The following is a 25,329-nucleotide window of genomic DNA, read 5'->3' as shown; positions in this document are numbered from 1 at the left end:
CCTAGAAGTTAAGCCTGTAAACGCTGAAAGTACTTAGGGGGCAGCCCTTTGGGAGGATAGGAACTTGCCAATCTTTTTTTATGCACAAAAATAAGGGATTGTTGCAAATTTATAAAAATAAAATTTTAAGATATGGAAAATATTTTCATAATATAAAATTTTGTTTTTATAGATTAAGAAATGCAACAACCTTTTTTTATTTATAAAAAAATAAAGAATTTTAGAAAAAAGAAGATAATTTGAACAAAATTTTTATATAAAATTTCAAAAAAATAGTTTTAATTCAGTAATAAAAATATTAAAACAGGACTAAAAAATATTAAAAATAAAGTATAAAATTTACTTTTAAAAATACAATTAATCTTAAACAGGCTTTAAAATTGATTTTCTGCTTTACAGAAAATGGATATAATTTCAAATTTGGGAATTTTTTTGAGTACGGAAATAGAAAAAAAGATAAAAAAATATATGGAAATAGATCAAAAAAAATAATTTTTTAAAAAGTATTTACAAAATACAAAAAATGAGTTATAAAGATAATATGATTGTGCCTTGAGAAAGCACAAGAGAATAAGAAAAATATTATGCCTTGAGAAAGCATAATTATCTAAATGAGAAATTTATTCAAGGAGGAGATTTTATTATGAAAAAGTTAGCACTTTTATTAGGAGCATTATCACTTGTATCTTCAGTTGCTTATGCAAAAGAAGTTGTACCTGCAGTAGAAGAAGTTGTAGTTGTTGAAGAAGCAGCACCAGTTGCAGCACCTGCATTAACAGTTACAAACATAGGACAATACATAGAAGTTGACAACACTTCTGGTGGAGCAGACATTGGAGAAAAAGTTCATTTTGCCAATGTTGTTGGATTAGCATATGAAGACTGGACATTTGGATTAATGGCTAGAAAAGCTTGGTCAATGGATACAGATGATGGAATTCATTCAAACGGACACAGAATGGAATTAGATTTCTGGAAAAACTATGAAAACTTCTCAGTTGGAGCAATTTGGAGAGGAGAATCTGATTCTGATAGATATTTAGCAAGAGTTAAATATAACTATGGAATGTTCTCTGGAAATTTAATGGCTGGTTATAAATTTATGAATAATGATGCTAATGATTATTTCTATGCTGAAGGTATGCCAGTAGCTGTTTCTTATGGACCAGTTAAAGTTGGATATTATTTTGAATATTCTAAATATAATGGAACTTCTGATAAACCAAAAGGAAAAGATGGTTGGGATATGAAAGAAGAAGCTTTACATCAAGTAAGAGTATTCTTCCCAATTTATAATGGAGAAAAATTATCTTTAGATGGACAATATAGATATCAATTTGCTCATGATCAAGAATATGTGAAAAAACAAGGTTGGGATGAAAATAACAGACATATAGCTATTCTTGGTGCAAACTATGCATTAACTGATAATTTATCTATCAATGGATATTATCAATATGAATGGAATAAATATGAAGCTCATGACAAAAAAGAAGCAAAACATGACGATTATTATGGAGAATTCTGTGTTGGATGGACTTATTCATTCTAGTTTAATCTAGTAAATTAAAAATAATAAAATTTTTAAGAGAGACTTTTAAGTCTCTCTTTTTTTGCTTTTTAAACATTTAAAACTCCAAGATTATTAAAAAATATATTATTTTTATTATATATAAAATGTTCTGTATGAGAATTAAAAAATTAAAAAAAATACAAAAAACTGAAAAAACTATTTACAAAAAAATAAAAATCGTGTATCATAATGAATGAGGGAAATATGTTCTCGCGAACATTAAGAAAGAATTGATTTTTTTTGAAGAAAGAGAAATTATTTTAAGGAGGAAGTAATTTATGAGAAAAGCATTACTTTTATTAGGAGCATTATCACTTGTATCTTCAGTTGCTTATGCAAAAGAAGTAATTCCAACAGTAGAAGAAGTTGTAGTTGTTGAAGAAATTAAGGAACAACCAAAATTAACAGTGACACATGTAGGACAAGAAATTGAAATAGAAAATCCAAATGGAACAGATGATTTTGATGATACATGGTTATTTAATACAGTTGGATTAAAATATGAGGATTGGACATTTGGTTTAACAGCAGCTAAACAATGGAATGTAGATTTTGATAATGGAATACATTCAGATAACCATAGATTAGTTTTAGATGCTTGGAAAAAAACAACAGATAATTTAAAACTAGGAGTAAGATACAGAGGACAAAAAGATTATGACAGATATGTTCTAAGATATGATTATAGCAATGGAATTTTATGGTCAGCAGGGGATTTCTGGTATCAAGCTACAAACCAAGTAGCAGGAGGACAAACAGACAATTTTGAAATGGAATGGTTCCCTATTGGACTTCAATATGGACCTTTTAAAGTTGGATATTTCATGGATGGAATAAAATATATAGGTGATATCAGTGCAGGAGAACAAGAATCTTATTTAGAACATCAAATAAGAGCTTATGCAACTCTTTACAAAGGAGAAAAATTATCTATAACAACAGAAGCAAGAGTTTCTTTACATACAGATGCTGATTATAAAGATAATGCAAATGGAACAAAAAAAGGATACAGAGTGTTTGATGATTTTGGAAGAAATAGAATATACTTAGGAGCTTCTTATCAAGTTACTGAAAACTTAAATGTTTATGGAAAATATGGATATGAATTCAGAGACTGGTCATATGAAAATACAACAGAAAAAGCATGGCTAGCTGATAAAAATAATCACTCACAAGAAGGATTCCAAGATATTATAGTAGGATGGAAATATACATTCTAGTTTAAAAAATCTTAAATAAATAGAAAGCTAACTTTTAAATCTTAATAAATGAGGACGGCAGAAATGCCGTCCTTTCTCTTTTAATGAAAATTAAAATATTGAAAAACTTTGGAAAAAGTCTTAAAATAAATAAAAATAAAATAACAGGAAGGTATGAAGATGATAATAGGTCTTACAGGAGGAATTGCTTCTGGAAAATCAACTGTGAGTAAGATTTTCAGAGAATTGGGAGCAGAAATTATAGATGCAGATATAAAAGCCAAAGAAATTTCTGAAAGAGAAGATGTTGTAAAAGAGATAGGAAATATTTTTGGAAAAGAAGTAATAAATAGTGAAGGAAAAATAGATAGATTAAAAATAAAAGAGATAGTTTTCAATAATAAAGAAAAATTAAAAAAATTAAATGATTTAATTCATCCTAAAGTAATGGAGGAGTTTAAAAAAATAAAGGAAAATAAAAGTAAAAATGATATAATAATATTTGATGTTCCTCTATTATTTGAGTCTGGAATGGATAAAATGTGTGATAAAATAATTCTTGTTTTTACAGATAAAAAAATCCAGATAAAAAGAATGTTAGAAAGAGATGGAATTACAGAGGAATTGGCTGAAAAAATTATAAATTCTCAGATGAGTCTTGAAGAAAAATTAAATAAATCTCAAATTCACCTTGAGAATAACGGGACACTTGAGGATTTAAGAGAAAAATCAGAAACTATTTATAGAGAATTAAAAGGAGAAAAATAATTATGAGAATAGTTGCTCCCGCTGGAAATATGGAGAGATTTTATTCTGCAGTAAATGCAGGTGCTGATGAAATATATATGGGGCTTAAAGGATTTGGAGCAAGAAGAAATGCTGAAAATTTTATTCTTGAAGAATTTAAACAAGCACTTGATTATGCCCATGAAAGAGGTGTAAGAATATTTCTTACTCTTAATACTTTAATGAAAAATGTAGAGATAGAATTTTTATATCAAAATTTTAAAGCACTTTATGAACATGGACTTGATGCTGTAATAGTACAGGATTTAGGATATTTTAGATTTTTAAAAGAAAACTTTCCAGATATAGACTATCATGGAAGCACTCAAATGACAGTTGCTAATCATGTAGAAGCTGAATATTTAAGAAAGTTAGGATTTAAAAGAGTTGTTCTTCCCCGTGAAATGAGTTTTGAAGAAATAAAAAAAATAAGAGAAAACACAGAAATAGAACTTGAAATATTTGTTTCAGGAGCTTTATGTATATGTTACTCAGGAAACTGTTATATGAGCAGTTTTATAGGGGGAAGAAGTGGAAACAGAGGTATGTGTGCTCAGCCATGCAGAAAGATATATACATCTTCAGAAGGAGATGCAGGATATCTTTTAAGTCCTAAAGATCAGCTTATGGGATATGAAGAGATAAAAAAGCTTAAAGAGATAGGGATTAACAGTATTAAAATTGAAGGAAGAATGAAAGAAAAAACTTATGTTTTTGAAGCTGTTAATTATTTTAAAAATCTGATAAATGGCATAAAAGCAGAAGAAAGAGTTTCTTCAATATTTAATAGAGGCTATTCAAAAGGATATTTTTATGAAAAAAGAGACTCTGTAATGAATAGAAATTATCCAGCAAATATGGGGAAACCTATAGGAATAATTTCAGGAAAAGAGCTTACTCTTGAAGAAAATATTATGCTTGGAGATGGTATAATTTATCTTTCAAAAGATTATGAAACTCTTGGTGGAGATTATATTAACAGAATAGAAAAGAAAAATAGAAAAGAAAAATTTAAAACTGCTGAAAAAGGAGACAGAATAATTTTAATAAATGCTCCTAAAGGTGCAAAGTATGTTTTTAAAAATTATGACAAAGAAGTAAATGATGATATAGAATCAAAACTAAAGAACAGCAGTAAGAAAAAAGAGATTTCTATGGAATTCATAGGAAGAGAGGGAGAATATCCTCTATTAAAAGTTTCTGCAGTAAATAATCAAGGAAAAAAAATAGTTGTTACAATAAAAGGAGAAAGCTTAATAGAAAAAGCAGCTAAAAGAGGTGCAGAAAAAGAAAATATAATTGAAAAACTTTCAGAAACAGGAGATACAGTATTCAAAGTAAAAGAATGTAATGTGTATATAGACAATAATATTTTTATTCCTCTTTCTCTTTTAAAGCAGCTTAGAAGAGATGCTCTTGAAGAACTTAGAATAAAGCTTGTGGAAAGTCATAGAAGAAATTTAAAAACGACAGAAATCTTCAGAATACCGATTGAAAAAGATGAGCTTAAACATTGCGAAGTATCTGTTATGGTAACAAATGATATACAAGAAAAAATTGTAAGAGAACTTGGAATAAAGAAAATTTATAAAAGAGGATTTGATATTGCAAGAGAAAATAATTTAGAAAAGATGGATTTAAACAGTGAACTTGCAGTTAATCTTTATCAGGTTTTAAAAAATAAAAATAGAGATGTTACTGTAGGATGGAATCTTAATGTTGGAAATATTTATTCACTTAATGAATATTCAAAAATTCCTAATGTTAAAACAGTTATAATAACTCCAGAACTTAGCTTTGAGCAGATAGAAAATATAGGGAAAGTTCCTGTAAGGAAAGCACTTTTAGGATATAGTAAGTTAAAAGGGATGTATCTAGAGCTTCCTGTTTTTAAAAATGGTGAGATTATTACAAATGAACAGGGAGATAAGTTTGTAATCCGTAAAAATGAATTAGGAAATGATGAAATTTATTTTGAAAAACCACTTAATATTCTAAGTCAGGTTAAAAGACTTGGAAAAATAGGAATAGATGAAGTTGTAATAGAACTTCTTGATGAAACAGAAGAAGAAATAAGATTCCTTATTAAGAATATTGATAAAAAAGAAAATGCATACAGTCCTTATAATTATGAAAGAGGTGTATTTTAATGAAAAAATCTTTAGTAAAAAATCTAGCAACATGTTTTGGGCTGGGAGATATGCCTAAAGCACCTGGAACTTTTGGAACACTTGGGGGAATTCCGATTTATATAGCTTTGCTTCTTTTGAGAAAACTATTCCCTAATTATATGCTTTACAATTCATTTTATTTTATGTTCCTTATGACATTCTTTGTTGTAGCTGTTTATGTTTCAGATATATGTGAAAGAGAAATTTATCATAAGAAAGATCCTCAAAATGTTGTAATAGATGAAGTTTTAGGATATCTTACAACACTGTTTTTAATAAATCCTGTAGGATGGTTTCAGACACTTACAGCAGTAGGACTTGCTTTTGTAATTTTTAGATTTTTTGATATTACAAAACCAGGACCAATATATAAATCTCAATTTATGGGACATGGTGTTGGAGTTGTAATAGATGATTTTCTTGCAGGAATAATAGGAAATTTTCTTCTTGCATGTATATGGACATTTTTATTTTATAGGTAAATTAGTTACTTTTCTTTGTACAAGCAAAGAAAAGTAACCAAAAGAAACCTGTCCTGCTACGAAAAATAATTTTATTAATTTTGTTCTCAAAGCTAAAATTCATAAACTCGGGTTTTACCCTCAGACATATGAATTTTTAAGCTTTGTTCACTGCATTAATTACAAATTATTTTTCAATGCAGGAAAAATATATGAAAATAAGGATAAAATGTTTTTAATGCAGGGATAAAATAGACATTTTGAGGAGAAATTAAAATGAAAGCAATGCTTATTTTGATTGGAACAGAACTTTTAAATGGGGGCATGATTGATACAAATAGTCTTTACATGGCAGAGGAACTTAATAAATATGGAATAGAAATTTACTCAAAAATGACCGTAAAAGATGATATTGAAGATATAATAAAAGCTATTGAATTTGGAAGAAAAAATTGTGATCTTATTATAACTTCAGGAGGTCTTGGGCCTACAATAGATGACATAACAAAAGATGCTGTTGCAAAATATTTAAATAAAAAAATAGTTGTTGATGAAGAAGAACTTTTAGAACTTAAAGAAAAGTTCAGAGAAAGAAATTTAAAGTTTATATCAAATAATATAAAAGAAGTTGAAAAACCAGAGGGAGCAGTTACATTTAAGAATGGAGCAGGAATGGCACCAGCTGTTTATATTGATGGAATAGTGTGCTTCCCAGGTGTGCCAATAGAACTTTATGATATGTTTCCAAAATTTTTAAAATGGTATTCAGAAGAAAAAAAATTAAAATCAGATGAAATTTTTATAAAAGATTTAATAACTTATGGAATTGCAGAATCCCATCTAGATAGCCTGATAAGCGATATTTTTACCGAAAAAGGAATAGAATATGAATTTCTTGTAAAAGATTTTGGAATAATAGTAAGATTGCAAAGTAAATTGAGTAATAAAAACATAGTGGAAAAAATCGTTGAAAAGATATATAATAGAGTAGGCGACAATATTTTCGGAGAAGATTCCGATAGACTTGAAACACTTATAATAAAAAGATTAAAAGAAGAAAAAAAGACACTTTCCGTAGCTGAGTCATGTACAGGTGGACTTCTTGCAGATAGTTTTGTAAATGTTTCAGGGGCATCTGAAGTATTTATGGAAGGAATAGTAACATATTCAAATGATGCTAAAATAAAAAGGCTGGGAGTAAAAAAAGAAACTCTTGAAAATTATGGGGCAGTGAGTGAAGAAACTGCAAGAGAAATGGTTTTAGGTCTTACAACTGATACAGGAATATCTGTTACAGGAATAGCAGGACCTTTGGGAGGAACAGAAGAAAAACCAGTAGGTCTTGTATATATGGGAATAAGAAACGGAAAAGAAATTCAGATTGAGAAAAAAATCTTTAAAGGTTCCAGAAGGAAAATTAGAGAAAGAGCAGTTCTACATAGTTTATTCTGCTTAAATAAAATGTTAAAAAGGAAGTAAACAGATGACGATAGGAGAAAGAATTAAAAAGAAGAGAAATGAGAAAGATTTTTCTTTGAGGGAACTGGCTGCTAAGGTAGATTTATCAGCAAGTTTTCTATCTCAGATAGAGCAGGGAAAGGCATCTCCTTCAATAGAAAATCTAAAAAAAATAGCTAATTATCTTGAAGTAAAAGTAAGTTATCTTATTGAAGAGGAAGATGAATCTCTGGGTTCTTTCCATATTAAAAAAGAGGATAGAAAGTATGTAGAAAGTATTGATTCAAAAACATCAATAGCTCTTTTAACTTCTTCAAAAATTGAGAAGAATATGGAACCTATTATGTATGAAATAAAACCTGGAGGAGAGAGTGGAAGAGGATTTTTTAACCATAATGGTGAAGAATTTATATATATAATAGAGGGAACTTTGGATATATATATTGAAGATCAGCTTACAACTCTTAATGAAGGGGATAGTTTTTATTTTAAATCATCATTAAATCATAGATTTAAAAATAATGGTAAAAAATTAACAAAAGCTATATGGGTGGTAACACCGCCTACATTCTAATTATGACTGAATAAAAAAGACGAAAAAAAGCGGAGGAGAGAATGGATATAAAGGTAAATGTGCTTAATGCAATGAGAATGACAAAACTTCTGATTGCTGCGAGCAGATGGCTTTCAAGACATGCAGACATATTAAATGACCTTAATGTTTATCCTGTACCAGACGGAGATACAGGAACAAATATGTCAATGACATTGCAGTCAGTAGAAAACCAACTGATAAAATTAAGTTATGAGCCTGATATGGAAGAACTTTGTGATACAGTATCAGAAGCTATTCTTTTAGGGGCAAGAGGAAACTCAGGAACAATTTTATCTCAGATAATACAAGGATTTTTAGACGGAATAAGAGATAAAGAAGAAGCTACAGTGGAAGACACAATAGCTGCTTTTGAACTTGCAAGAGCAAAAGCTTATAAAGCTGTAAGTAATCCTGTTGAAGGAACAATGCTTACAGTAATAAGAAGAGTTGCCGAAGGAGCAAAAGCATATGAAGGGGATAAAAATGATTTCGTCCCATTTCTTATTTATCTTAAAAATGTAGCAGCAGAAGCTGTAGAAGAAACACCTAAACTTCTTTCAAAATTAAAAGAAGCTGGCGTTGTAGATGCTGGAGGAAAGGGTATATTCTATATTCTTGAAGGATTTGAAAAATCTATAAGTGATCCTCAAATGCTTGAAGATCTTGAAAGAATAGTTCAGTCTCAGGCAAAAAGACAGGAAAGACTTGATGCAAATGCTGTTATAATGGAAGAGATTAAATTTAAGTATTGTACAGAATTTATTATTGAAAATGGAAAATTTGATCTTGATTCTTATAAAGCAGAAATAGGAGTTCTTGGAGATTCAATGGTATGTGCTCAGACTTCTAAAAAGACAAAGACACATATCCATACAAACAATCCAGGGCTTGTTCTTGAAATTGCAGGGAAACTTGGAAATTTATCAAATATAAAAATAGACAACATGGAACTTCAACAGCATAAAAATATGATGTTTGCTGATGATGCTTACAAAGTTGAAGAAAGTAAAAATAAAATTCTTGTAAGAAATGAAAACAGCAGACCTGTTGCATATTTTGCAATAGCTGACAATAAAGAAATAGGAGAACTTTTCCTTAATTCAGGAGCTTCAGCAGCGCTTCTTGGAGGGCAGACACAAAATCCAAGTGTTGCAGATATAGAAGAGGGACTTAAAAAAATAGAAGCTCAGTCAGTTGTTATTCTTCCAAATAACAAGAATATAATTTCATCTGCTAAAATAGCAGCTGAAAGATCAGATAAAGATGTTACAGTTCTTGAAACTACAAGTATGCTTGGAGGACTTTATATTGTAAAGAACAAAGAACTTAACATGGAAAAACTAGCTAAAAATCTTAACAGAAATTCATCTGTTGAAATAACAAAAGCTGTAAGAAATACAAAAGTAAACAATCTTGAGATAAATGAAGGAGATTTTATTGCCATGATAAATGGTAAAATTAAAGAAAAAGCTTCTTCTCTTTCTGAACTTGTTGAAATAATAAAAGAAAATTATATTACAGAATATACTTTAAATGTATTTGTTTCAGTAGGTAAAGATGCAGATAAAGAAAGTCTGGCTCTTCTTAGAGAAATAGGAGAAGAAAGATCTTACAGCGATATAGAAGGAAACCAAAATAATTATCACTATTATATTTATATAGAAAACAGAGATCCTAAACTTGCTGAAATAGCAATTGTTACAGATTCTACATCAGATCTTACACCAGAACTTATTAAAGATCTTGATGTTGAAATAGTACCTCTTAAGATTAAGCTTGATGGAAATAACTACTACAGAGAGGGAGTTGATATAAGTAAGAGAGAATTCTGGAGAAAACTTCTTACAGAAGGACAGCTTCCAAAAACATCACAGCCTTCACCTGCAGAGTTTAAAGCTATGTATGAAAAACTTTTTGCAAAAGGATATAAGAAAATTATATCTATTCACATTTCAGGAAAATTAAGTGGAACACAGCAGGCTGCAAGAGTTGGAAAAGGTATGACATCAAGAGAGGGAGATATTGCAATAATAGATTCTAAAACAACAACTTTTGCTCTTGGTCATATTGTAACAGAAGCAGCAAAACTTGCAAAAGAGAGAAAAAGCTTTAAAGAGATTATAGACTGGATAGAAGAAACTAAAGAAAGCATGAAAGTATACTTTGTTGTTAAAGACTTAGAATTTCTTCAAAAAGGTGGAAGAATCGGAAGAGCGTCAGCTGTTGTGGGAGGTATTCTAAAACTTAAACCTGTTCTTAAAGTTGAAAACGGAGAAGTATCTGTTGAGGCAAAAGCTATAGGAGAAAGAGGAGCTATGCTTCATATGGAAAAACTTCTTAAGAATAGTAAAAACTCAATTATTTTATATACTGCATGGGGTGGAACTCAAAGTGAATTAGCAAATGCAGATGCTTTGAGAAATGCAGCAGAAAAAATAAAGAGAGTGGATTACAGAGGAAGAGTAGAAATAGGAGCAACATTAGGTTCTCATACAGGTCCTGTTTATGGTATGGGAGTAATGGATAAGATAAGATAAAAAGGTTTGGGGGAGGACTCTTTTTGTTTGAAAAGAGTCCTCTAATTATTTGAAGTAACTGGTGTAAACAGTTATGTAAAATATTTTTATGGGGGGGAATGATGGAAATATTTAAACTGATTTTGGGAATTACTATTTTTATAGTAACATTTTATTTTATAATATCAGAGAAATATCCTAAATCTGTTGTAGCAATAATAGGTGGTGGACTTATGGTAGTCTCTGGAATTATTGATGAGGAACAAGCACTGGAAACAGTAGGATACAACTTGGAGGTTATTTTTCTTCTTGTAGGTATGATGATGATTGTTGAAATTATGTCTGAAACAGGTGTGTTTCAGTGGGTAGCTATAAAAATAGCTCAGGCTGTAAAAGGAGATCCTGTAAAAATATTGGTTTTCCTTTCAATAGTAACAGCTTTCTTTTCGGCAGTCCTTGATAATGTAACAACAATTCTTCTAGTTGTTCCTGTTACAATATTTCTTGCAAAAAGGCTTGAAGTAGATCCAGAGCCTTTTGTGTTGCTTCAAATTTTTATGTCAAATATAGGAGGAACAGCCACAATGATTGGAGACCCTCCAAACCTTATTATAGCAAGTCTTGGGGGAATAGGATTTAATGACTTCATTATAAACCTTACTCCTATTATTTTAATAAATACAGTGGTTCTTCTTGGGAGTGCAGCTCTTTATTTCAAAAAAAGAATGGTTGTTTCAAGAGAACTAAAATTAAGTATTATGGAACTTGATCTTAAAAGAACAATAAAAGATAAAAAACTTTTAACACAATCTATGGTTCTATTTTTTATAGTAATAATTGGATTTTTAACTAACAGTATAACAAATATAGGGCTTGCAGTAATAGCGATACTTGGTTCTGTTATTCTTATATTTATAAGTAAGAAAAATCCTGAAGAGATTTTTGCAAAAATAGAGTGGGAAACTTTATTTTTCTTCGGAGGACTTTTTGTTCTTGTAGAGGGAGTTGAAAATCTTGGAATTATAAAAGCTCTTGGTGAACATATACTTAATATAACAAAAGGAAATCTTGAGATGACTTCAAGTCTTATTCTTATAATTTCCACAGTTTTATCTCCTATAGTAGGATCAATACCTCATACACTTTCTTTTGGAAAAATTATTGCGGAAATTATTCCAGGATATCAAGGAAATACAGAGGTGCTTTGGTGGGCCTTGTCCCTTGGAGCATGTCTTGGAGGAAATATGACAATTGTAGGAGCAGCAGCCAATATAGTAGGATCTTCAGTTGCTAAAAAAGTTGGAATAGAAATAAGTTTCAAAGAATTTTTTAAATGGGGATCAATTGTAGTACTTCAGTCAACTATTTTAAGTTTAATATATATTTATGTAAGATACTAGAAGTATCTGTAAAGGAGGAAAGATGAAGTTTTCTAATTATTTAGATTCCAAATTAATTTTTACAGATGTAAAAGGAACATCAATGGAAGAAATAATTAAAGAAATGGTGGCAAAGATGGCATCTAAAGAGAAAAATGTAAATCTCAGAAAAGATGAAATTACAGCCAGTGTTATAAAAAGAGAGGAAGAAATATCAACAGCTATTGGAAATGGGGTGGCTATTCCACATGCAAGAATAGAAAATTTTAATGATTTTATTGTTGCAGTTGGTGTAGTAGAAACTCCTTTTAAAGCAAAAATAGGAGGTTCAGCATCAAAGGATACAGTTGAATTAGTATTTTTAATTATTTCAGATATTTTAAAAAATAAAAATATCTTAAAAATAATGAGTGCTGTTTCTAAACTTATAGTTAAGTATCCTCATATAGCTGATAAGATAAAAACTCTTAAAAATCCTGAAGAAATTCTTAAAGCAGTACAGGAAGCTGATATTGAAATAGGGCATAAAATTACAGCTGAAGATGTACTTAGCCCTAATATAGCTCCAGTATATCCTGAATCAACTCTTGAAGAAGTAGCAAAGAGACTTATTATTGAACATGCAAGTGGACTTCCTGTAGTTGATAAAAATGGAAAATTTTTAGGAGAGATAACAGAAAAGGAATTAATAGAATTTGGTATGCCTAAATATCTTTCTCTTATGAAAGATTTAAACTTCCTAACTGTAGGAGAACCTTTTGAAGAATATCTTGTAAATGAAAAAACAACAACAATAGAAAAAATATACAGACCTAAGAACGATATAATTATTCTTGATAAAAAAGCTCCTATTATGGAAATATGTTTTATTATGGTAAATAAGGGAGTAACAAGACTTTATGTAGTAGAAAACGGGGAATATCTTGGGGTAATAAAAAGATCTGACATAATTAAAAAAGTTCTTCACATTTAATTGACAAAACGAAATATGGTAAGGTGTTAAGGGAAAAATTTTACGATGTCTTAAGGAGGAAAAATGCTTTACCTTATAATAGGTGTTTTAATATTTTTAGCAGTATTTTATTTAATGATAACAGAAAAAGTGCCAAATGCATGGGCAACAATGCTTGGAGGACTTGTAATGGCACTTATTGGTATAATAAATGAGGAAAATGCTCTTGAAGCTGTTTATGAAAGACTTGAAATTATATTTCTTTTAGTAGGAATGATGATTATAGTTCATATAATTTCAGAAACAGGAGTTTTCCAATGGTTTGCAATTAAAGTGGCACAGCTTGTAAAAGGAGAACCTTTCAGATTAATAGTTCTTCTTTCTGTAGTAACTGCTCTTTGTTCAGCATTTCTTGATAATGTGACAACAATTCTTTTGATGGCCCCAGTATCAATACTTCTTGCAAATCAGTTAAAACTGGATCCTTTCCCTTTTATTATAAGTGAAGTAATGTCAGCTAATATAGGAGGAGTAGCAACTCTTATTGGAGACCCTACTCAGCTTATCATAGGTTCAGAAGGACACTTAGGATTTAATGAATTTCTTATGAATACTTCTCCTATGGCTATTGTTTCAATGATAATACTTATAATTAATGTATATATTATTTATGGAAGAAAAATGCATGTTTCAAGAGAGCTTAAAGCAAGAATTATGGAACTTGATTCAAGCCGTTCTTTAAAAGATATAAAACTTTTAAAAGAAGCAGCAGTAATATTTATTCTTGTACTTGCAGGATTTATTTTAAATAACTTCATAAATAAAGGTCTTGCTGTAATAGCACTTTCAGGAGCGGTAATCCTTGTTGTTCTTGCAAAGAGAGAGCCTAAAGAAGTTTTAAATAATGTTGAATGGGATACTATGTTCTTCTTTATTGGATTGTTTATGATGATAAGAGGAATAGAAAATCTTCATATAATTGATGTAATTGGAGGAAAGTTAATTGACATAACAGCAGGGAACTTTAATATGGCTCTTGCTGCAATAACATGGCTTTCAGCAATGTTTACATCTGTAATAGGAAATGTTGCCAATGCTGCAACAGTATCTAAAATAGTGGAAGTAATGATTCCGTCTTTTGAAAAAATAGGAAACACTCAAGCTTTCTGGTGGGCATTATCTTTTGGATCATGTCTTGGTGGAAATATATCTATGCTAGCATCAGCAACAAATGTTGTTGCAGTTGGAGCAGCAGGAAAAGCAGGATGCAAAATAGACTTTGTTAAATTTTTAAAATTTGGTATTTTAATATCTGTGCAGACACTTATAGCTTCAACAATTTATATGTGGATTAGATATATGAACTAAATAAAATAAGTTTAAAGCGGAATAAAATAGTTGAAATTTATGGAAAAGAGTAGAAATATAAATTTTTACTCTTTTTTTGTAACTTTAAAAAAGAAAAATTATTTATAAAAATTAATATATTTTTAATATATAAAAATAATTTTAAAATATAAAGTACTTGTTAAAATATGAATGTTATTCTACAATAGAAACAGAAAGACACAGGAGGTGCTTTTTGTGATAAGAATAGATGAAGTTTTGACAGAAGAGATAAAAAAGAGATGTTCAAGAAGAAGATTTTCAGAAAAACCCATTACTGTTCAAGAAGAAGTTGAAATACTGAAAGTTATTGAGAAAATAAACGATGAGGGCAATCTTGAGTTTCAATGTTGTATAAATTATGGAGATGAGGCTTTTGAAGGGCTTAAAGCATCTTATGGAATAATAAAAGGCTGTTCTTCTTATGCAGCTCTTGTTGGAGATTCAAGAGATGAAACTATTGAAGAAAAAATAGGATATTATGGAGAATATCTTGTGCTTAAGCTTACTCAGATGGGATTTGGAACATGCTGGGTAGGAGGAACTTTTGATAAAAAAGCTGTTGCTAAGGATATAAAGACAGAATACAGTGATAAAATTTATTGTGTTATTGCTCTTGGAAATCTTGAAGGGAAAGAGAAAACAAGCTTTGAAAAAGTAATTGGATTTTTTGGAAGAAATAGAAAAAGTATAGGAGAGTTATTTTACAGTATAAAGAAGGTAAAGGCTGAAGATAAAAAGTGGATAGAAAATGGTTTAGAGTGTGTAAGAAAAGCTCCTTCAGCACTTAATAGTCAGCCATGGATATTTGGATACAACGGTGAAAATATTTATATAAAGAGTAAAGGTAATAAAACAGGTTTTGAGAAGATAGATTTAGGGATAGCTATGCTTCATTTTCAAATGGGAGCAGAAGAAAAAGGATTTAAAGGACAATGGAAATTTATCAAAAACTGTTGGGAGTTTATAAAGAAATAATGGGAGTTTATAAAGAAATAATTTTTAAGGAGCAGAGAGTGAGAATATTCAGATTTAAAGAAATAGATTCTACAAATAAATTTTTAAAAGAAATTAAAGAAAAAAATGATTTTGATATAGCTATAGCTGAGGTACAAACTTCAGGAAAAGGAAGAAGAGGAAATAAATGGTGCTCAGAAAAAGGAGGAGCATATTTCAGTTTTCTTTTGAAAGAAGATAGAAATATAGCTTTTGAAGAATATACAAAACTTCCTCTTGTAACAGGTTATTCTCTTATGAAAACTCTTGAAAAAATAGAACCATTTTTAAATTTTAAATTTAAATGGACGAATGATATTTATGAAAATGACAAAAAAATAAGTGGAATTTTAGTTGAAAAAATAGGTGATTATTTCATTATAGGTATAGGAATAAATCTTAATAATGAAATAAAAGGAGAAGCTAGAAACACAGCAATTTCAATAGGAAAAATCACTTTAAAAGAATATAATGTTGAAGAAATAATTATTGCAGCAGTAGAAAATTTTAAAAAAGATTTAGCTTTTTATTTCAATGGGAACTGGGAAAAAATGTTAGATGAATTAAATGCTAAAAACTATCTTTATGGAAAAAATATAGAGATAAGTTTTGAAAATGGAAATATTGAAGAAGGGATAGCATTAAATATTCATAAAAGTGGTCAGCTTATGGTTAAAACAGGAGATAGGGAAAAGTTTTTTAATATTGGAGAAATTCATATTTCAAAAAACAACTGAAAAAAGTGTTGAAAAAATTCTGAATTACAGGTATGATAAAAATAGTTTTGTTTTTTAGTAGGAAAGTAGTATAGGAGGAAAGTAATGAATTTTTTCAGCAGTATTGTAGATTTTGTAAATGGAATTATATGGGGTAAAAATATAATAGTAGTCATGCTTGTAGGGACAGGAATATTCTTTACCTTAAGTATGAAATTTATGCAGATAAGACTTTTAAAAGATATGGCAGGATTACTTATAAGAAATACAAAGGACAGTGAAAGTGGTATAAGTTCTTTTCAGGCTTTTTGTGTTTCAACAGCTACGAGAGTGGGAGCAGGAAATTTAGTTGGAGTTGTTGCAGCTTTGTCTGTAGGGGGAGCAGGTTCTGTTTTTTGGATGTGGATAGTTGCAATTTTTGGGGCAGCTACAGCATTTGTTGAGGCTACCCTTGCACTTCTTTTTAGAGAAAAAGATAAAAGAGGGGACTATGTAGGAGGAGCAGCATATTATATTCAAAAAGGTCTTAATAAAAGATGGTTGGGTGTAATATTTGTAGTATTTGCAATGATATGTTGGGGAGGAGTTCTTCAGGTTATATCAAATTCTGTGACAGAATCTTTTCATGTGGCATTTGGAATAGATGCTAAAATTATGTCAGGAATACTTGCAGTTCTTGCTGCTGGAGTAATTTTTGGAAGAAAAGATAAAATAGTGAGAGTTCTTGAAAAGATGGTACCTTTCATGGCATTTGCATATCTTATACTTGTAGCTTTTATATTAGTTAAAAATATAACATTGATCCCTGATGTTTTTAAAAGAATTTTTGAAGAAGCATTTGGAATAAGACAAGCTATAGGAGGAAGTTTTGGTGCTGTTGTAATGGAAGGAGTTAAGAGAGGGCTTTTTTCAAATGAGGCTGGAACTGGTTCTGCTCCAAGTGCAGCTGCAGCTGCAGAGGTTGATCATCCTGCAAAACAAGGGCTTATTCAGGCATTGGGAGTTTATGTGGACACTTTAATAATATGTACAGCAACAGCTTTTGTGGTTCTTGTAACAAATGAAAAAATTACAGCAGGTCTTGGAGGAATGACACTTTTACAGGAAGCATTCAGATATCATGTAGGTAACTGGGGAGTAATTTTTATTGCTTTTGTGCTTTTTTTATTTGCCTTCAGTACAGCTCTTGGCATTACTTATTATGCAAAACCAAATCTTATTTTTATAGCTGATAAAGATTGGCTTCAGACAGCTTTTAAAATTTTTGCATGTTGTATGCTTTTTTATGGAGGAATGAAACAGGCATTTTTAGTATGGGCACTTGCAGATTTAGGATTAGGTCTTATGGCAATAGTGAATATATCTGCTATAATTCCTTTAAGAAAATATGCTTTTGATTCACTTAAAGACTATGAAAAAAAATTAAAAGAAGACAAAAAATAAAAAATAACAAAAAAACCTTTGACATATTCTGTTGAATTTCTTATAATCATTAAAGGAAAAAATTTTGGCACTATCAGAAAGTCAATAAGGTACTGATATACAATATGTTTTAAATTCCCTATTTATCTTTCTGATAAGTAGGGCTTTTTTTTAAATTTAGTATGGAGGTAGAAATGGTAAAAAGTAAAAACACACTTGCGGTAAAAATGACAATCGCACTTGTGGCAGGTATCGCAGCAGGATTTTTATGTATTCTTTTAAGAGAAAATGTGGGAGCTCAGAGTGAAACTTGGAAAATGATAAATAAATTTTTATTCCAAGATATTTCAGCTAAAGGTGCTGAAAAAGCAGTTGGTATTTTTTATATAATCGGTCAGCTTTTCATAAATTCACTTCAGCTTATAATAATTCCAATGGTATTTACATCAATTACACTTGCAATGTGTCATATAAGTGACTCTAAAAAATTAGGTCGTATTTCTTATAAAACTTTAGGATTTTTCTTTGTTTCATCAGTAATTGCTCTTACTCTTGCAGGACTTGTAGGAATGGCTGTAAAAGCTTCAGGAGCATTCAGTATAGATATTAAATCTTCTGTAAATGTTGTTTCAGGGAAATCAGGAAGCAATCCTTTAATGGTTTTAGTTGGAATTGTTCCAAATAATATCTTCTCAGCATTTTCAAATAATGGTGGAGTTCTTGCAACAGTATTTTTAGCAGTATCAACAGGACTTTGCATAAATTATCTTGAAGGAAAAGTAAAATATCTTAAACCTGTTTTACAGGAAATAAATGATATTGTTATTACTTTTTTAACATTTGTAATTAATAAATTTGGACCTATAGCAATATTTGTTCTTCTTACAAGAACTTTTGCTTCTTATGGAATAGAACATTTAAAACCAGCTCTTGTATATATGGGTGTAACAACAGTGACACTTCTTGTATTCTTAGTGTTTGGATATTCATTCTTAATTATAGCATCTACTCGTTTAGATCCATTTCCTTTTATAAGAAAGGCAGCTAAAGTAGCTCTTTTTGGATTCTCAACTTCATCAAGTGCTGCAACTCTTCCTTTAAACAAAAAAACAACAGTGGAAGAGCTTGGAGTTCACGATGATATAGCATCTTTTGTTCTTCCTCTTGGAATGACAACAAATATGAACGGAACAGCAATAATGCAAGTAATAGCAGCAGTTTTCGTAGCAACAACAGCAGGATATGAAATAGGACTTGCAAATATTTTCATAATAGGAGTTCTTGCACTTGTAGCATCAGTAGGAACACCAGCAGCACCTGGAGCAGGAGCTATTGTATTATTTACTATTCTTTCTGGTTTAGGATATACAAATGATGCAGCAATTCTTGCATACTCTTTAATTCTTGCAATAAACAGACCTATTGAAATGCTTGTAACATCTCTTAATGTAATAGGAGACAGTGCAGCAAGTATTTATGTTGCAAAAACAGAAAATATGTTTGACCACGAAGTATATCATAAATAAAAAATATATAAAAAGGAGCTAATGTAAAAATTTACAATAGCTCCTTTAATTTTATTTTTTAAAATATTCTGCCCATGTTTCAGCTTTAAAGCCTATAAGAACAACATCATCTGTAACAAGAATAGGTCTTTTTACAAGCATGCCATTAGTTGCTAAAAGAGAAAGAAGATTATCTTCGCTTTCTGAAGCAACTTTTTCTTTTAAGTTCATTTCACGATAAAGTATACCACTTGTATTAAAAAATTTCTTTATAGGTTGTTTGCTAAGAGTAAGCCAAGCTTTAAGTTCTTCTTTTGTAGGATTATTTTCAACAATATGTCTTGATTCAAAATCTATATTATTTTCCTCCAGCCATTTTTTAGCTTTTTGACATGTAGTACATTTAGGATAGTTAACAAATAAAGGTTTCATAATTTTAGTTCCCCCTTAAGATAGATTTTTATTTTCAGTCTAACAGAAAATTATAATAAATACAATAATACTTTTAATAAAATTTGGAAATTTGGAAAAAATGAGGTATATAAATATAAGGAATAAGATTTTTAGTTATTTTGTAAATCACATAAAATTTATTGTAAAAATATTTAAAGAAAAGTTTTAAAAATAAAAGAAGATTGATAGATAAAAACTAGTATGGTATACTAAAATTAAAAGAAAAGAGGGAGCATGGATATGAAAGATGTAGTTACATTAAAAGTAAAAAGAGACAGATTAAAAATATATCTTGATCCAGAAACAGATTTCTTTCAGATTAAACAGAATTTATTAGATAAAATTACAGAGATAAAAGGTTTTGTTGGAAAAGTAAAAACAGCTGTTGAATTTACAGAAAGAATTATCTCAGATGAAGAAGAAGATGAACTCTTAAAAATAATAAGAGAAAACAGTGATATGGAAATAACTTATGTATTTTCAAATGGGGAAACAGATCCTAAGATGAAAGCTGTTTTAAATTCTCTTAAGGGAGAAGGAAAAGTAAAATTCTATAAAGGAATACTAAGATCAGGAAATCTTTTAGAATATGATGGAAGCATTATTATTTTTGGAGATGTGAATCCTGGAGGAATAGTAAAAGCAAGTGATTCTGTAATTGTTTTAGGACATTTGAACGGAACAGTTTATGCAGGTGTTGAAAGTGGAAAAGATGCTTTTATAGGTGCTTTATATATGAATCCTATACAGCTTAAAATAGGAGATTATATAGCAAGAAACCCAAATCCTCAGATGGAAAATAATAAAAAGTCTAAAAAAGACAGTAAATTTGAGATAGCTTATGTAAATGGAGAAAATATATTTATAGAAAATTACAACAAAGATATGTTAGAGGTTATGCTTGAAAATAACAGTTAGGAGGACATGGTTATGGGGAAAGTGTTAGTTGTAACATCAGGAAAAGGCGGAGTAGGAAAAACAACAACCAGTGCTAACATAGGAACAGGACTGGCTCTTGAAGGTTACAAAGTGCTTTTGATAGATACAGATATAGGTCTTAGAAATCTTGATGTGGTAATGGGACTTGAAAACAGAATAGTCTACGATCTTATAGATGTTATAGAAGGAAGATGTAAAATTAAGCAGGCACTTATAAGGGATAAAAGAAATAAAAAACTGTGTCTTCTTCCAGCTGCTCAGACAAGAGAAAAAACAGATATAAATGAAGAGCAGATGAAAGAGCTTATAGATGCAATAAAAGAAGATTTTGATTTTATAGTTATAGATTGTCCTGCAGGAATTGAACAGGGATTTAAAAATGCGATAGCCTCTGTTGATGAAGCAATAGTAGTAACAACTCCTGAAATTTCAGCAGTAAGAGACGCAGACAGAATAATAGGTCTTTTAGAAGCTAATGAAATAAAAAATATAAAACTTATAGTAAACAGACTTAGAATAGAAATGGTAAAGCAAGGTAATATGTTAAGTGTTCAGGATATTGTAGACATTCTTGCTGTAGAGGTTCTTGGGGTAATACCTGATGATGAGAGCATTGTAATTTCTACAAACAAAGGAGAACCTCTTGTTTACAGAGGAAAATCTCTTGCAGCTGAAGCGTATAAAAATATTGTTCAAAGAATTTTAGGAAAAGATGCTCCATTCCTTGAACTTGATACTAAAAAAAGTTTTATGTTAAAACTTAAAAATATTTTTGGAAATTAAAATGACAATTAAATAAAATTTTCTGCATTAAAAATATCTGTATAATTTATACTATGAGCTAAATACTAAAAAGTGTGAAAAGTATATTATTTTTAGTAAAATAAGCTGTATAAATAACAGATATTTTTATTTAAAGAAAATTTTATTTTTGATTTTTACCATAGAGAAAAATAAAATAAAAAAATTTTAAAAAAAATTAAAAAAATATTTGACAAGATTTTAAAGTTATGGTATTATTATATGCGTTCCTGAGATGCCGCTTTAGCTCATCTGGTAGAGCAACTGACTTGTAATCAGTAGGTGATTGGTTCGATTCCGATAAGCGGCACCATTTTTATGCCCCGTTCGTTCAACGGTTAGGACATCAGATTTTCACTCTGGAAACAGGGGTTCGATTCCCCTACGGGGTACCAATAAGGTACAAATAAATTTAATATAGATTTTAGAGGGTGAGGTTCCCGAGTGGTCAAAGGGAGCAGACTGTAAATCTGCCAGCACAGCTTTCGAAGGTTCAAATCCTTCCCTCACCACCAGCAATATGGTCGCATAGCTCAGTTGGGAGAGCACCTGCCTTACAAGCAGGGGGTCATAGGTTCAAGTCCTATTGTGACCACCATTAAAATGGGGGTGTAGCTCAGTTGGTTAGAGCGCCTGCCTGTCACGTAGGAGGTCGCGAGTTCGAATCTCGTCACTCCCGCCATTTAAAAACTTCAAGACACAATACTGTGTCTTTTTTTTACTCATAAAATTTAAATATAGATTTTATATACTAAAATAGTAAGTTATGATATAATGTATATATAAAAAATTTGGAGGAATATAAAATTATGACAGAAAATGTAACAGAAATAACACAGATAGCTGAAGTGTTGCAAGATAAAAAAATGCATGCATTTTTAAATACAATTTTAGACAGTATTGCTAAAGCTTTGCCAAGTATAGCAATGAGACTTTTATGGGTAATATTTTTACTTGCAATAATGAAGCCTGTAGTAAATATGGTAATAAAAACTTTAAGAGCGATTCTTCATAAAGGAAAAGCTGATCCACTTCTTGAATCATTCTTAGTTTCTCTTGTTAAAACAGTTGTTTATATAGGATTTTTCTTTATGATTATAAGTGGAATAGGAGTACAAGCAACATCTCTTGTGGCAATACTTGGTACAGCAGGTATCGCAGTAGGTCTTGCATTACAAGGAAGTTTAGCAAATCTTGCAGGAGGAGTTCTTATTCTGTTCTTTAGACCTTTCTTGAAAGGTGAATTTATTACAACTGGAGCAGGTTCAGGAACAGTAACAGCAATTCATATTCTTTATACTACTCTTACAACTCCTGATAATAAAAGAATTATAATTCCAAATGGACAGCTTGCTAATGGAGCTGTTACAAATATTTCAAGAGAGCCTGAAAGAAGAGTTGATATGGTAATATCAACATCTTATGACACTCCTGTTGAAAAAGCTAAAGCTGTTCTTCAAAGAATAGCAGAGGGAAATGATAAAGTACTTCATGAAAAAGGATATACAATAAGATTAAATGCTCATAGTGCAAGTTCTCTTGATTATAATTTCAGAGTATGGACTAAATCAGAAAACTACTGGGAAGTTTATTATACAATGATGGAAACAGTGGTTATAGAATTTGCTAAAGAAGGAATTGAAATTCCTTATCAGAAAATTGATATTTATAATAAATAATAGAATAAGATTACTTGTAAAAGTTGCTGCAGTTTACATATGCAGCAACTTTTTTGTATATTTAAAACACAGTAAACAGCCAATAAAATATAAAAACTTTCAAAAAATTTTGGAAATGTGAGTAATTAAAAAAAATCTACCAGGCATCAAAGCAGAAAAAATGGGAATTGAGAAAATTATGCTAAAATTATTAAAAATTTTCCAAAAAAAAATGAAAAGAATTTTAGTTGAACACAGAGTAGTAAAAAAGTATAATCAATGTAGTCAAGAGGAGGTTGAGAACAGTGCCAATAACAGTAAAGTTATTAGATATGGTCAGAAATATTAAAGAAAATGGAGTTACTTCATTAATAGAAAATGCAAATATAATAGGTATTAGTGAAAGAAACTTAAGATATAAAATTGATGATTATAATTATTACTTAAAACTGCTAGGACTACCTGAAATAGAAATAAGAAAAAGAGAACTTATTGTAAAAAACTCTCTTGAAGAAATTGTAAAAAGTGTTGCAGGAAATATGGCTCTTTATTCTTTTACAAAAGAAGAAAGAGAAAAAATCATTATTACAGATATATTTTTTAATGATGAAAATATATCAATGGAAAATTTTGAGGATAAACTTGACATAAGCGAACTGACATTAAAAAATGATTTGAAGGTTCTTGAAAATTATATGAAGACATTCATTATTTCCTTAGACAGTAAAAATCTTACATATCATGCTGAAGAGAGAAATATAAGAAGAATAATACTTGATATTCTTTTAAAAAATTACAATATAAAGTATCTTGAAGGCGGAAAAATAAAGATTGAAAAAAATTATCAATATGGTTTCTTTATATGTTGGGATAAAATGGACGAATATTTTTCTCAAACAAATATTGAAAATGCAATGAAAATTTTAAAAAGAACTCTTGATGAAGCCAAAAAAAGTATTGGAGATGAAAATTTTAAAGTTCTTCTGTTCTATATATTAATAGCATTTAAGAGATATGAAAAATATCCTTTAAAAGTTGTAAAAAATATGGATTTTTTAACAAAAAGTGAAGAATATGCAATAGTAGAAAGAAATTTTTCTGGATATGGATTTGAAAAAAGCGAAATTCTTAATATGACAGAATATTTTTTAGGAAGTCATAGTTTTGATTTAGACGATTCTTTTTATGTGAACTGGGTTCAAATAGAGATTTCTATGATGAAACTTATAAAAGAAGTGGCTAAAAGTGGATATGAAGAGCTAGAAAAAGATATGTTTCTGCTTGAAAATTTAATAAATCATATAAAGCCTGCAATATATAGAGCTAAAAAAGGAATAAGACTTCCGTGTGAGATTTATGATGAGTTTAAGGAAACTTATCCACTTGTTTTAAATCTAGTGTCAAAGGCATGGAATAAAATAGGGATAGATATAAAAATAAGTGATGATGAACTGGCTTATATAGCAATGCACTTTCAACTTGCAATGAAAAGAATAAAAAGCAGAAAGCTTGAAAATATTCTTATTGTTTGTGGTGCAGGATACAGTACATCAAGATTTTTATCAGCAAGTATAAAAGAACATTTTAATGTTAATATAGTAAATATTATTCCATATAATGAACTTGAAAATTATAAGAATGAAGATATTGATTTAGTTGTAACTACAATAGAAGGAATAAAATTCAGAGATGTAAAAGTTGTAAAAGTTTCTCCTATATTAAGTACAGAAGATATTATAAAACTTAAAAAAGAAAAACTTTCTTCTTCTAAAAATATAAAACTTTCAGAAATAATAGAAATTGCTAAAAAATATTCTGAAAATTTAAAAGAAGAAGAGATGGCTGAGGAATTGAAAAAAAGATTTAAGCATCAAATTTTAGATGATATGAAAAAGGATAAGGGGCTTAGATTTTTAGAAATGCTTTCACCTTCAAGAATTTCAATAGTTGATAAAGTTTCTGAGTGGACTGAAGCAATAGAAAGAAGTGCTCTTTCTATGATAGAAGAAGGATTTGTAGGAGAAAGTTATCCTAAAGAGATAATAGAGCTGATAAATAATTTTGGAAATTATATGGTTGTGCAGGATGGTATATTTTTAGGGCACAGTGGAAACAGCAAGACTATTAAAAAAACAGGAATAAGTCTTACATTTTTTAAAAAACCAATAGAATTTCCTGAAAATGAAAAAGTAAGAATAGTGATTACACTTTCAAGTAAAGATAAAAGAGAACATTTAAATGGACTTATGGAATTTCTTGGAGTAATAAGAAGAAAATCTCTGATAAAGGAATTTGATAAGCTTGACACATCAAATAAAATTTTTAAAAAAATAGAAGAGTTTATAAACGAGGAGGGTAAATAA

Annotated in this window: 21 protein-coding genes and 5 tRNA genes; 25 read left to right on the top strand and 1 reads right to left on the bottom strand. The window is 29.6% G+C overall.

What is annotated here, in order from left to right; all coding sequences use genetic code 11:
• Positions 1-643: 643 nt before the first annotated feature.
• The 15 genes from I6E17_RS08185 to I6E17_RS08115 all read left to right on the top strand — a co-directional run bounded on the left by I6E17_RS08185 (position 644) and on the right by I6E17_RS08115 (position 19,136).
• Positions 644-1,552 carry a DUF1302 domain-containing protein gene (locus tag I6E17_RS08185; protein ID WP_235236685.1) on the top strand — a complete coding sequence of 303 codons (909 nt, stop codon included), beginning with the start codon at positions 644-646 and terminating at the stop codon, positions 1,550-1,552.
• Positions 1,553-1,851: 299 nt separating this feature from the next.
• Positions 1,852-2,793: a hypothetical protein gene (locus I6E17_RS08180; RefSeq protein WP_235236683.1), complete on the top strand. Its 942-nt coding sequence runs from the start codon at positions 1,852-1,854 to the stop codon at positions 2,791-2,793.
• A gap of 159 nt (positions 2,794-2,952) precedes the next feature.
• The gene (gene coaE / locus I6E17_RS08175; RefSeq protein ID WP_235236681.1) at positions 2,953-3,540 is read left to right on the top strand and encodes a dephospho-CoA kinase; all 588 of its coding nucleotides are present in this window, start codon (positions 2,953-2,955) and stop codon (positions 3,538-3,540) included.
• A 2-nt stretch (positions 3,541-3,542) separates the two neighbouring features.
• Complete coding sequence (locus I6E17_RS08170; protein ID WP_235236679.1) at positions 3,543-5,708, top strand: peptidase U32 family protein; 2,166 nt, start codon at positions 3,543-3,545, stop codon at positions 5,706-5,708.
• Positions 5,708-6,211, top strand: a complete 504-nt coding sequence (locus I6E17_RS08165; RefSeq protein ID WP_176828434.1) for a phosphatidylglycerophosphatase A — start codon at positions 5,708-5,710, stop codon at positions 6,209-6,211. The genes I6E17_RS08170 and I6E17_RS08165 overlap by 1 nt, the downstream gene beginning before the upstream one ends.
• A 255-nt stretch (positions 6,212-6,466) precedes the next feature.
• The gene (locus tag I6E17_RS08160) at positions 6,467-7,669 is read left to right on the top strand and encodes a competence/damage-inducible protein A (RefSeq protein WP_235236677.1); all 1,203 of its coding nucleotides are present in this window, start codon (positions 6,467-6,469) and stop codon (positions 7,667-7,669) included.
• 4 nt (positions 7,670-7,673) lie between these two features.
• Positions 7,674-8,222, top strand: coding sequence for a helix-turn-helix domain-containing protein (locus tag I6E17_RS08155; RefSeq protein ID WP_176828436.1), 549 nt, complete (start codon positions 7,674-7,676; stop codon positions 8,220-8,222).
• Positions 8,223-8,263: 41 nt separating this feature from the next.
• Complete coding sequence (locus tag I6E17_RS08150) at positions 8,264-10,780, top strand: DegV family EDD domain-containing protein (RefSeq protein WP_235236675.1); 2,517 nt, start codon at positions 8,264-8,266, stop codon at positions 10,778-10,780.
• A 101-nt stretch (positions 10,781-10,881) separates the two neighbouring features.
• Positions 10,882-12,159 (top strand): sodium:proton antiporter, encoded by a 1,278-nt coding sequence (locus I6E17_RS08145; RefSeq protein WP_235236673.1) that lies wholly within the window; start codon positions 10,882-10,884, stop codon positions 12,157-12,159.
• A gap of 22 nt (positions 12,160-12,181) precedes the next feature.
• Positions 12,182-13,111 carry a PTS sugar transporter subunit IIA gene (locus I6E17_RS08140; RefSeq protein ID WP_176828439.1) on the top strand — a complete coding sequence of 310 codons (930 nt, stop codon included), beginning with the start codon at positions 12,182-12,184 and terminating at the stop codon, positions 13,109-13,111.
• Between the two features lie 63 nt (positions 13,112-13,174).
• Entirely contained in the window at positions 13,175-14,458 is a 1,284-nt protein-coding gene (locus I6E17_RS08135; protein ID WP_235236671.1) for an ArsB/NhaD family transporter, read from the top strand.
• A 216-nt stretch (positions 14,459-14,674) separates the two neighbouring features.
• Positions 14,675-15,454 carry a nitroreductase family protein gene (locus I6E17_RS08130; protein WP_176828943.1) on the top strand — a complete coding sequence of 260 codons (780 nt, stop codon included), beginning with the start codon at positions 14,675-14,677 and terminating at the stop codon, positions 15,452-15,454.
• The gene (locus tag I6E17_RS08125) at positions 15,412-16,209 is read left to right on the top strand and encodes a biotin--[acetyl-CoA-carboxylase] ligase (protein WP_235236669.1); all 798 of its coding nucleotides are present in this window, start codon (positions 15,412-15,414) and stop codon (positions 16,207-16,209) included. Before I6E17_RS08130 ends, I6E17_RS08125 begins: the two co-directional genes overlap by 43 nt.
• An 84-nt stretch (positions 16,210-16,293) precedes the next feature.
• Positions 16,294-17,631, top strand: a complete 1,338-nt coding sequence (locus tag I6E17_RS08120; protein WP_235236666.1) for an alanine/glycine:cation symporter family protein — start codon at positions 16,294-16,296, stop codon at positions 17,629-17,631.
• Positions 17,632-17,804: 173 nt separating this feature from the next.
• A complete protein-coding gene (locus tag I6E17_RS08115) occupies positions 17,805-19,136 on the top strand; it encodes a dicarboxylate/amino acid:cation symporter (protein ID WP_235236664.1) in 1,332 nt (443 codons plus the stop codon).
• Between the two features lie 51 nt (positions 19,137-19,187).
• Here I6E17_RS08115 and I6E17_RS08110 read toward each other — a convergent pair whose 3' ends face one another.
• On the bottom strand, positions 19,188-19,547 hold the full coding sequence (locus I6E17_RS08110; protein WP_235236662.1) for an arsenate reductase family protein: 360 nt from the start codon (positions 19,545-19,547) through the stop codon (positions 19,188-19,190).
• A 255-nt stretch (positions 19,548-19,802) separates the two neighbouring features.
• Here I6E17_RS08110 and I6E17_RS08105 point away from each other — a divergent pair, with 255 nt between their 5' ends.
• The 10 genes from I6E17_RS08105 to I6E17_RS08060 all read left to right on the top strand — a co-directional run bounded on the left by I6E17_RS08105 (position 19,803) and on the right by I6E17_RS08060 (position 25,329).
• Positions 19,803-20,486, top strand: coding sequence for a septum site-determining protein MinC (locus tag I6E17_RS08105; RefSeq protein WP_235236660.1), 684 nt, complete (start codon positions 19,803-19,805; stop codon positions 20,484-20,486).
• Positions 20,487-20,498: 12 nt separating this feature from the next.
• Positions 20,499-21,290 carry a septum site-determining protein MinD gene (gene minD, locus I6E17_RS08100; RefSeq protein ID WP_235236658.1) on the top strand — a complete coding sequence of 264 codons (792 nt, stop codon included), beginning with the start codon at positions 20,499-20,501 and terminating at the stop codon, positions 21,288-21,290.
• Between the two features lie 255 nt (positions 21,291-21,545).
• Positions 21,546-21,621: transfer RNA gene (locus I6E17_RS08095), tRNA-Thr, on the top strand.
• A gap of 7 nt (positions 21,622-21,628) precedes the next feature.
• Positions 21,629-21,703: transfer RNA gene (locus tag I6E17_RS08090), tRNA-Glu, on the top strand.
• 35 nt (positions 21,704-21,738) lie between these two features.
• Positions 21,739-21,823 (top strand) — tRNA-Tyr (locus tag I6E17_RS08085).
• A gap of 7 nt (positions 21,824-21,830) precedes the next feature.
• A tRNA-Val gene (locus I6E17_RS08080) sits at positions 21,831-21,906 on the top strand.
• A gap of 7 nt (positions 21,907-21,913) precedes the next feature.
• Positions 21,914-21,990, top strand: a tRNA-Asp gene (locus I6E17_RS08075).
• A 127-nt stretch (positions 21,991-22,117) separates the two neighbouring features.
• Positions 22,118-22,987: a mechanosensitive ion channel family protein gene (locus I6E17_RS08070; RefSeq protein WP_235236656.1), complete on the top strand. Its 870-nt coding sequence runs from the start codon at positions 22,118-22,120 to the stop codon at positions 22,985-22,987.
• Between the two features lie 178 nt (positions 22,988-23,165).
• Complete coding sequence (locus I6E17_RS08065; protein WP_235236654.1) at positions 23,166-23,315, top strand: hypothetical protein; 150 nt, start codon at positions 23,166-23,168, stop codon at positions 23,313-23,315.
• Positions 23,272-25,329, top strand: coding sequence for a BglG family transcription antiterminator (locus I6E17_RS08060; RefSeq protein ID WP_176828950.1), 2,058 nt, complete (start codon positions 23,272-23,274; stop codon positions 25,327-25,329). The genes I6E17_RS08065 and I6E17_RS08060 overlap by 44 nt, the downstream gene beginning before the upstream one ends.

Source organism: Fusobacterium perfoetens, assembly GCF_021531595.1.
In the GTDB taxonomy this organism is placed as follows: domain Bacteria; phylum Fusobacteriota; class Fusobacteriia; order Fusobacteriales; family Fusobacteriaceae; genus Fusobacterium_B.
The sequence above is the reverse complement of the archived record's forward strand: the minus strand, read 5'-3'. Positions and strand labels throughout refer to the sequence as shown.

What these genes read in the sequence shown, in the direction of transcription:
- I6E17_RS08070 (WP_235236656.1), top strand. Translation starts at nt 22,118, where the DNA reads ATGACAGAAAATGTAACAGAAATAACACAGATAGCTGAAGTGTTGCAA.
- I6E17_RS08115 (WP_235236664.1), top strand. Translation starts at nt 17,805, where the DNA reads ATGGTAAAAAGTAAAAACACACTTGCGGTAAAAATGACAATCGCACTT.
- I6E17_RS08180 (WP_235236683.1), top strand. Translation starts at nt 1,852, where the DNA reads ATGAGAAAAGCATTACTTTTATTAGGAGCATTATCACTTGTATCTTCA.
- I6E17_RS08105 (WP_235236660.1), top strand. Translation starts at nt 19,803, where the DNA reads ATGGATATGAAAGATGTAGTTACATTAAAAGTAAAAAGAGACAGATTA.
- I6E17_RS08170 (WP_235236679.1), top strand. Translation starts at nt 3,543, where the DNA reads ATGAGAATAGTTGCTCCCGCTGGAAATATGGAGAGATTTTATTCTGCA.
- I6E17_RS08110 (WP_235236662.1), bottom strand. Translation starts at nt 19,547, where the DNA reads ATGAAACCTTTATTTGTTAACTATCCTAAATGTACTACATGTCAAAAA.
- I6E17_RS08155 (WP_176828436.1), top strand. Translation starts at nt 7,674, where the DNA reads ATGACGATAGGAGAAAGAATTAAAAAGAAGAGAAATGAGAAAGATTTT.
- I6E17_RS08145 (WP_235236673.1), top strand. Translation starts at nt 10,882, where the DNA reads ATGGAAATATTTAAACTGATTTTGGGAATTACTATTTTTATAGTAACA.
- I6E17_RS08135 (WP_235236671.1), top strand. Translation starts at nt 13,175, where the DNA reads ATGCTTTACCTTATAATAGGTGTTTTAATATTTTTAGCAGTATTTTAT.
- coaE (WP_235236681.1), top strand. Translation starts at nt 2,953, where the DNA reads ATGATAATAGGTCTTACAGGAGGAATTGCTTCTGGAAAATCAACTGTG.
- I6E17_RS08160 (WP_235236677.1), top strand. Translation starts at nt 6,467, where the DNA reads ATGAAAGCAATGCTTATTTTGATTGGAACAGAACTTTTAAATGGGGGC.
- I6E17_RS08165 (WP_176828434.1), top strand. Translation starts at nt 5,708, where the DNA reads ATGAAAAAATCTTTAGTAAAAAATCTAGCAACATGTTTTGGGCTGGGA.
- I6E17_RS08120 (WP_235236666.1), top strand. Translation starts at nt 16,294, where the DNA reads ATGAATTTTTTCAGCAGTATTGTAGATTTTGTAAATGGAATTATATGG.
- I6E17_RS08125 (WP_235236669.1), top strand. Translation starts at nt 15,412, where the DNA reads ATGGAAATTTATCAAAAACTGTTGGGAGTTTATAAAGAAATAATGGGA.
- I6E17_RS08065 (WP_235236654.1), top strand. Translation starts at nt 23,166, where the DNA reads ATGCTAAAATTATTAAAAATTTTCCAAAAAAAAATGAAAAGAATTTTA.
- minD (WP_235236658.1), top strand. Translation starts at nt 20,499, where the DNA reads ATGGGGAAAGTGTTAGTTGTAACATCAGGAAAAGGCGGAGTAGGAAAA.
- I6E17_RS08140 (WP_176828439.1), top strand. Translation starts at nt 12,182, where the DNA reads ATGAAGTTTTCTAATTATTTAGATTCCAAATTAATTTTTACAGATGTA.
- I6E17_RS08185 (WP_235236685.1), top strand. Translation starts at nt 644, where the DNA reads ATGAAAAAGTTAGCACTTTTATTAGGAGCATTATCACTTGTATCTTCA.
- I6E17_RS08150 (WP_235236675.1), top strand. Translation starts at nt 8,264, where the DNA reads ATGGATATAAAGGTAAATGTGCTTAATGCAATGAGAATGACAAAACTT.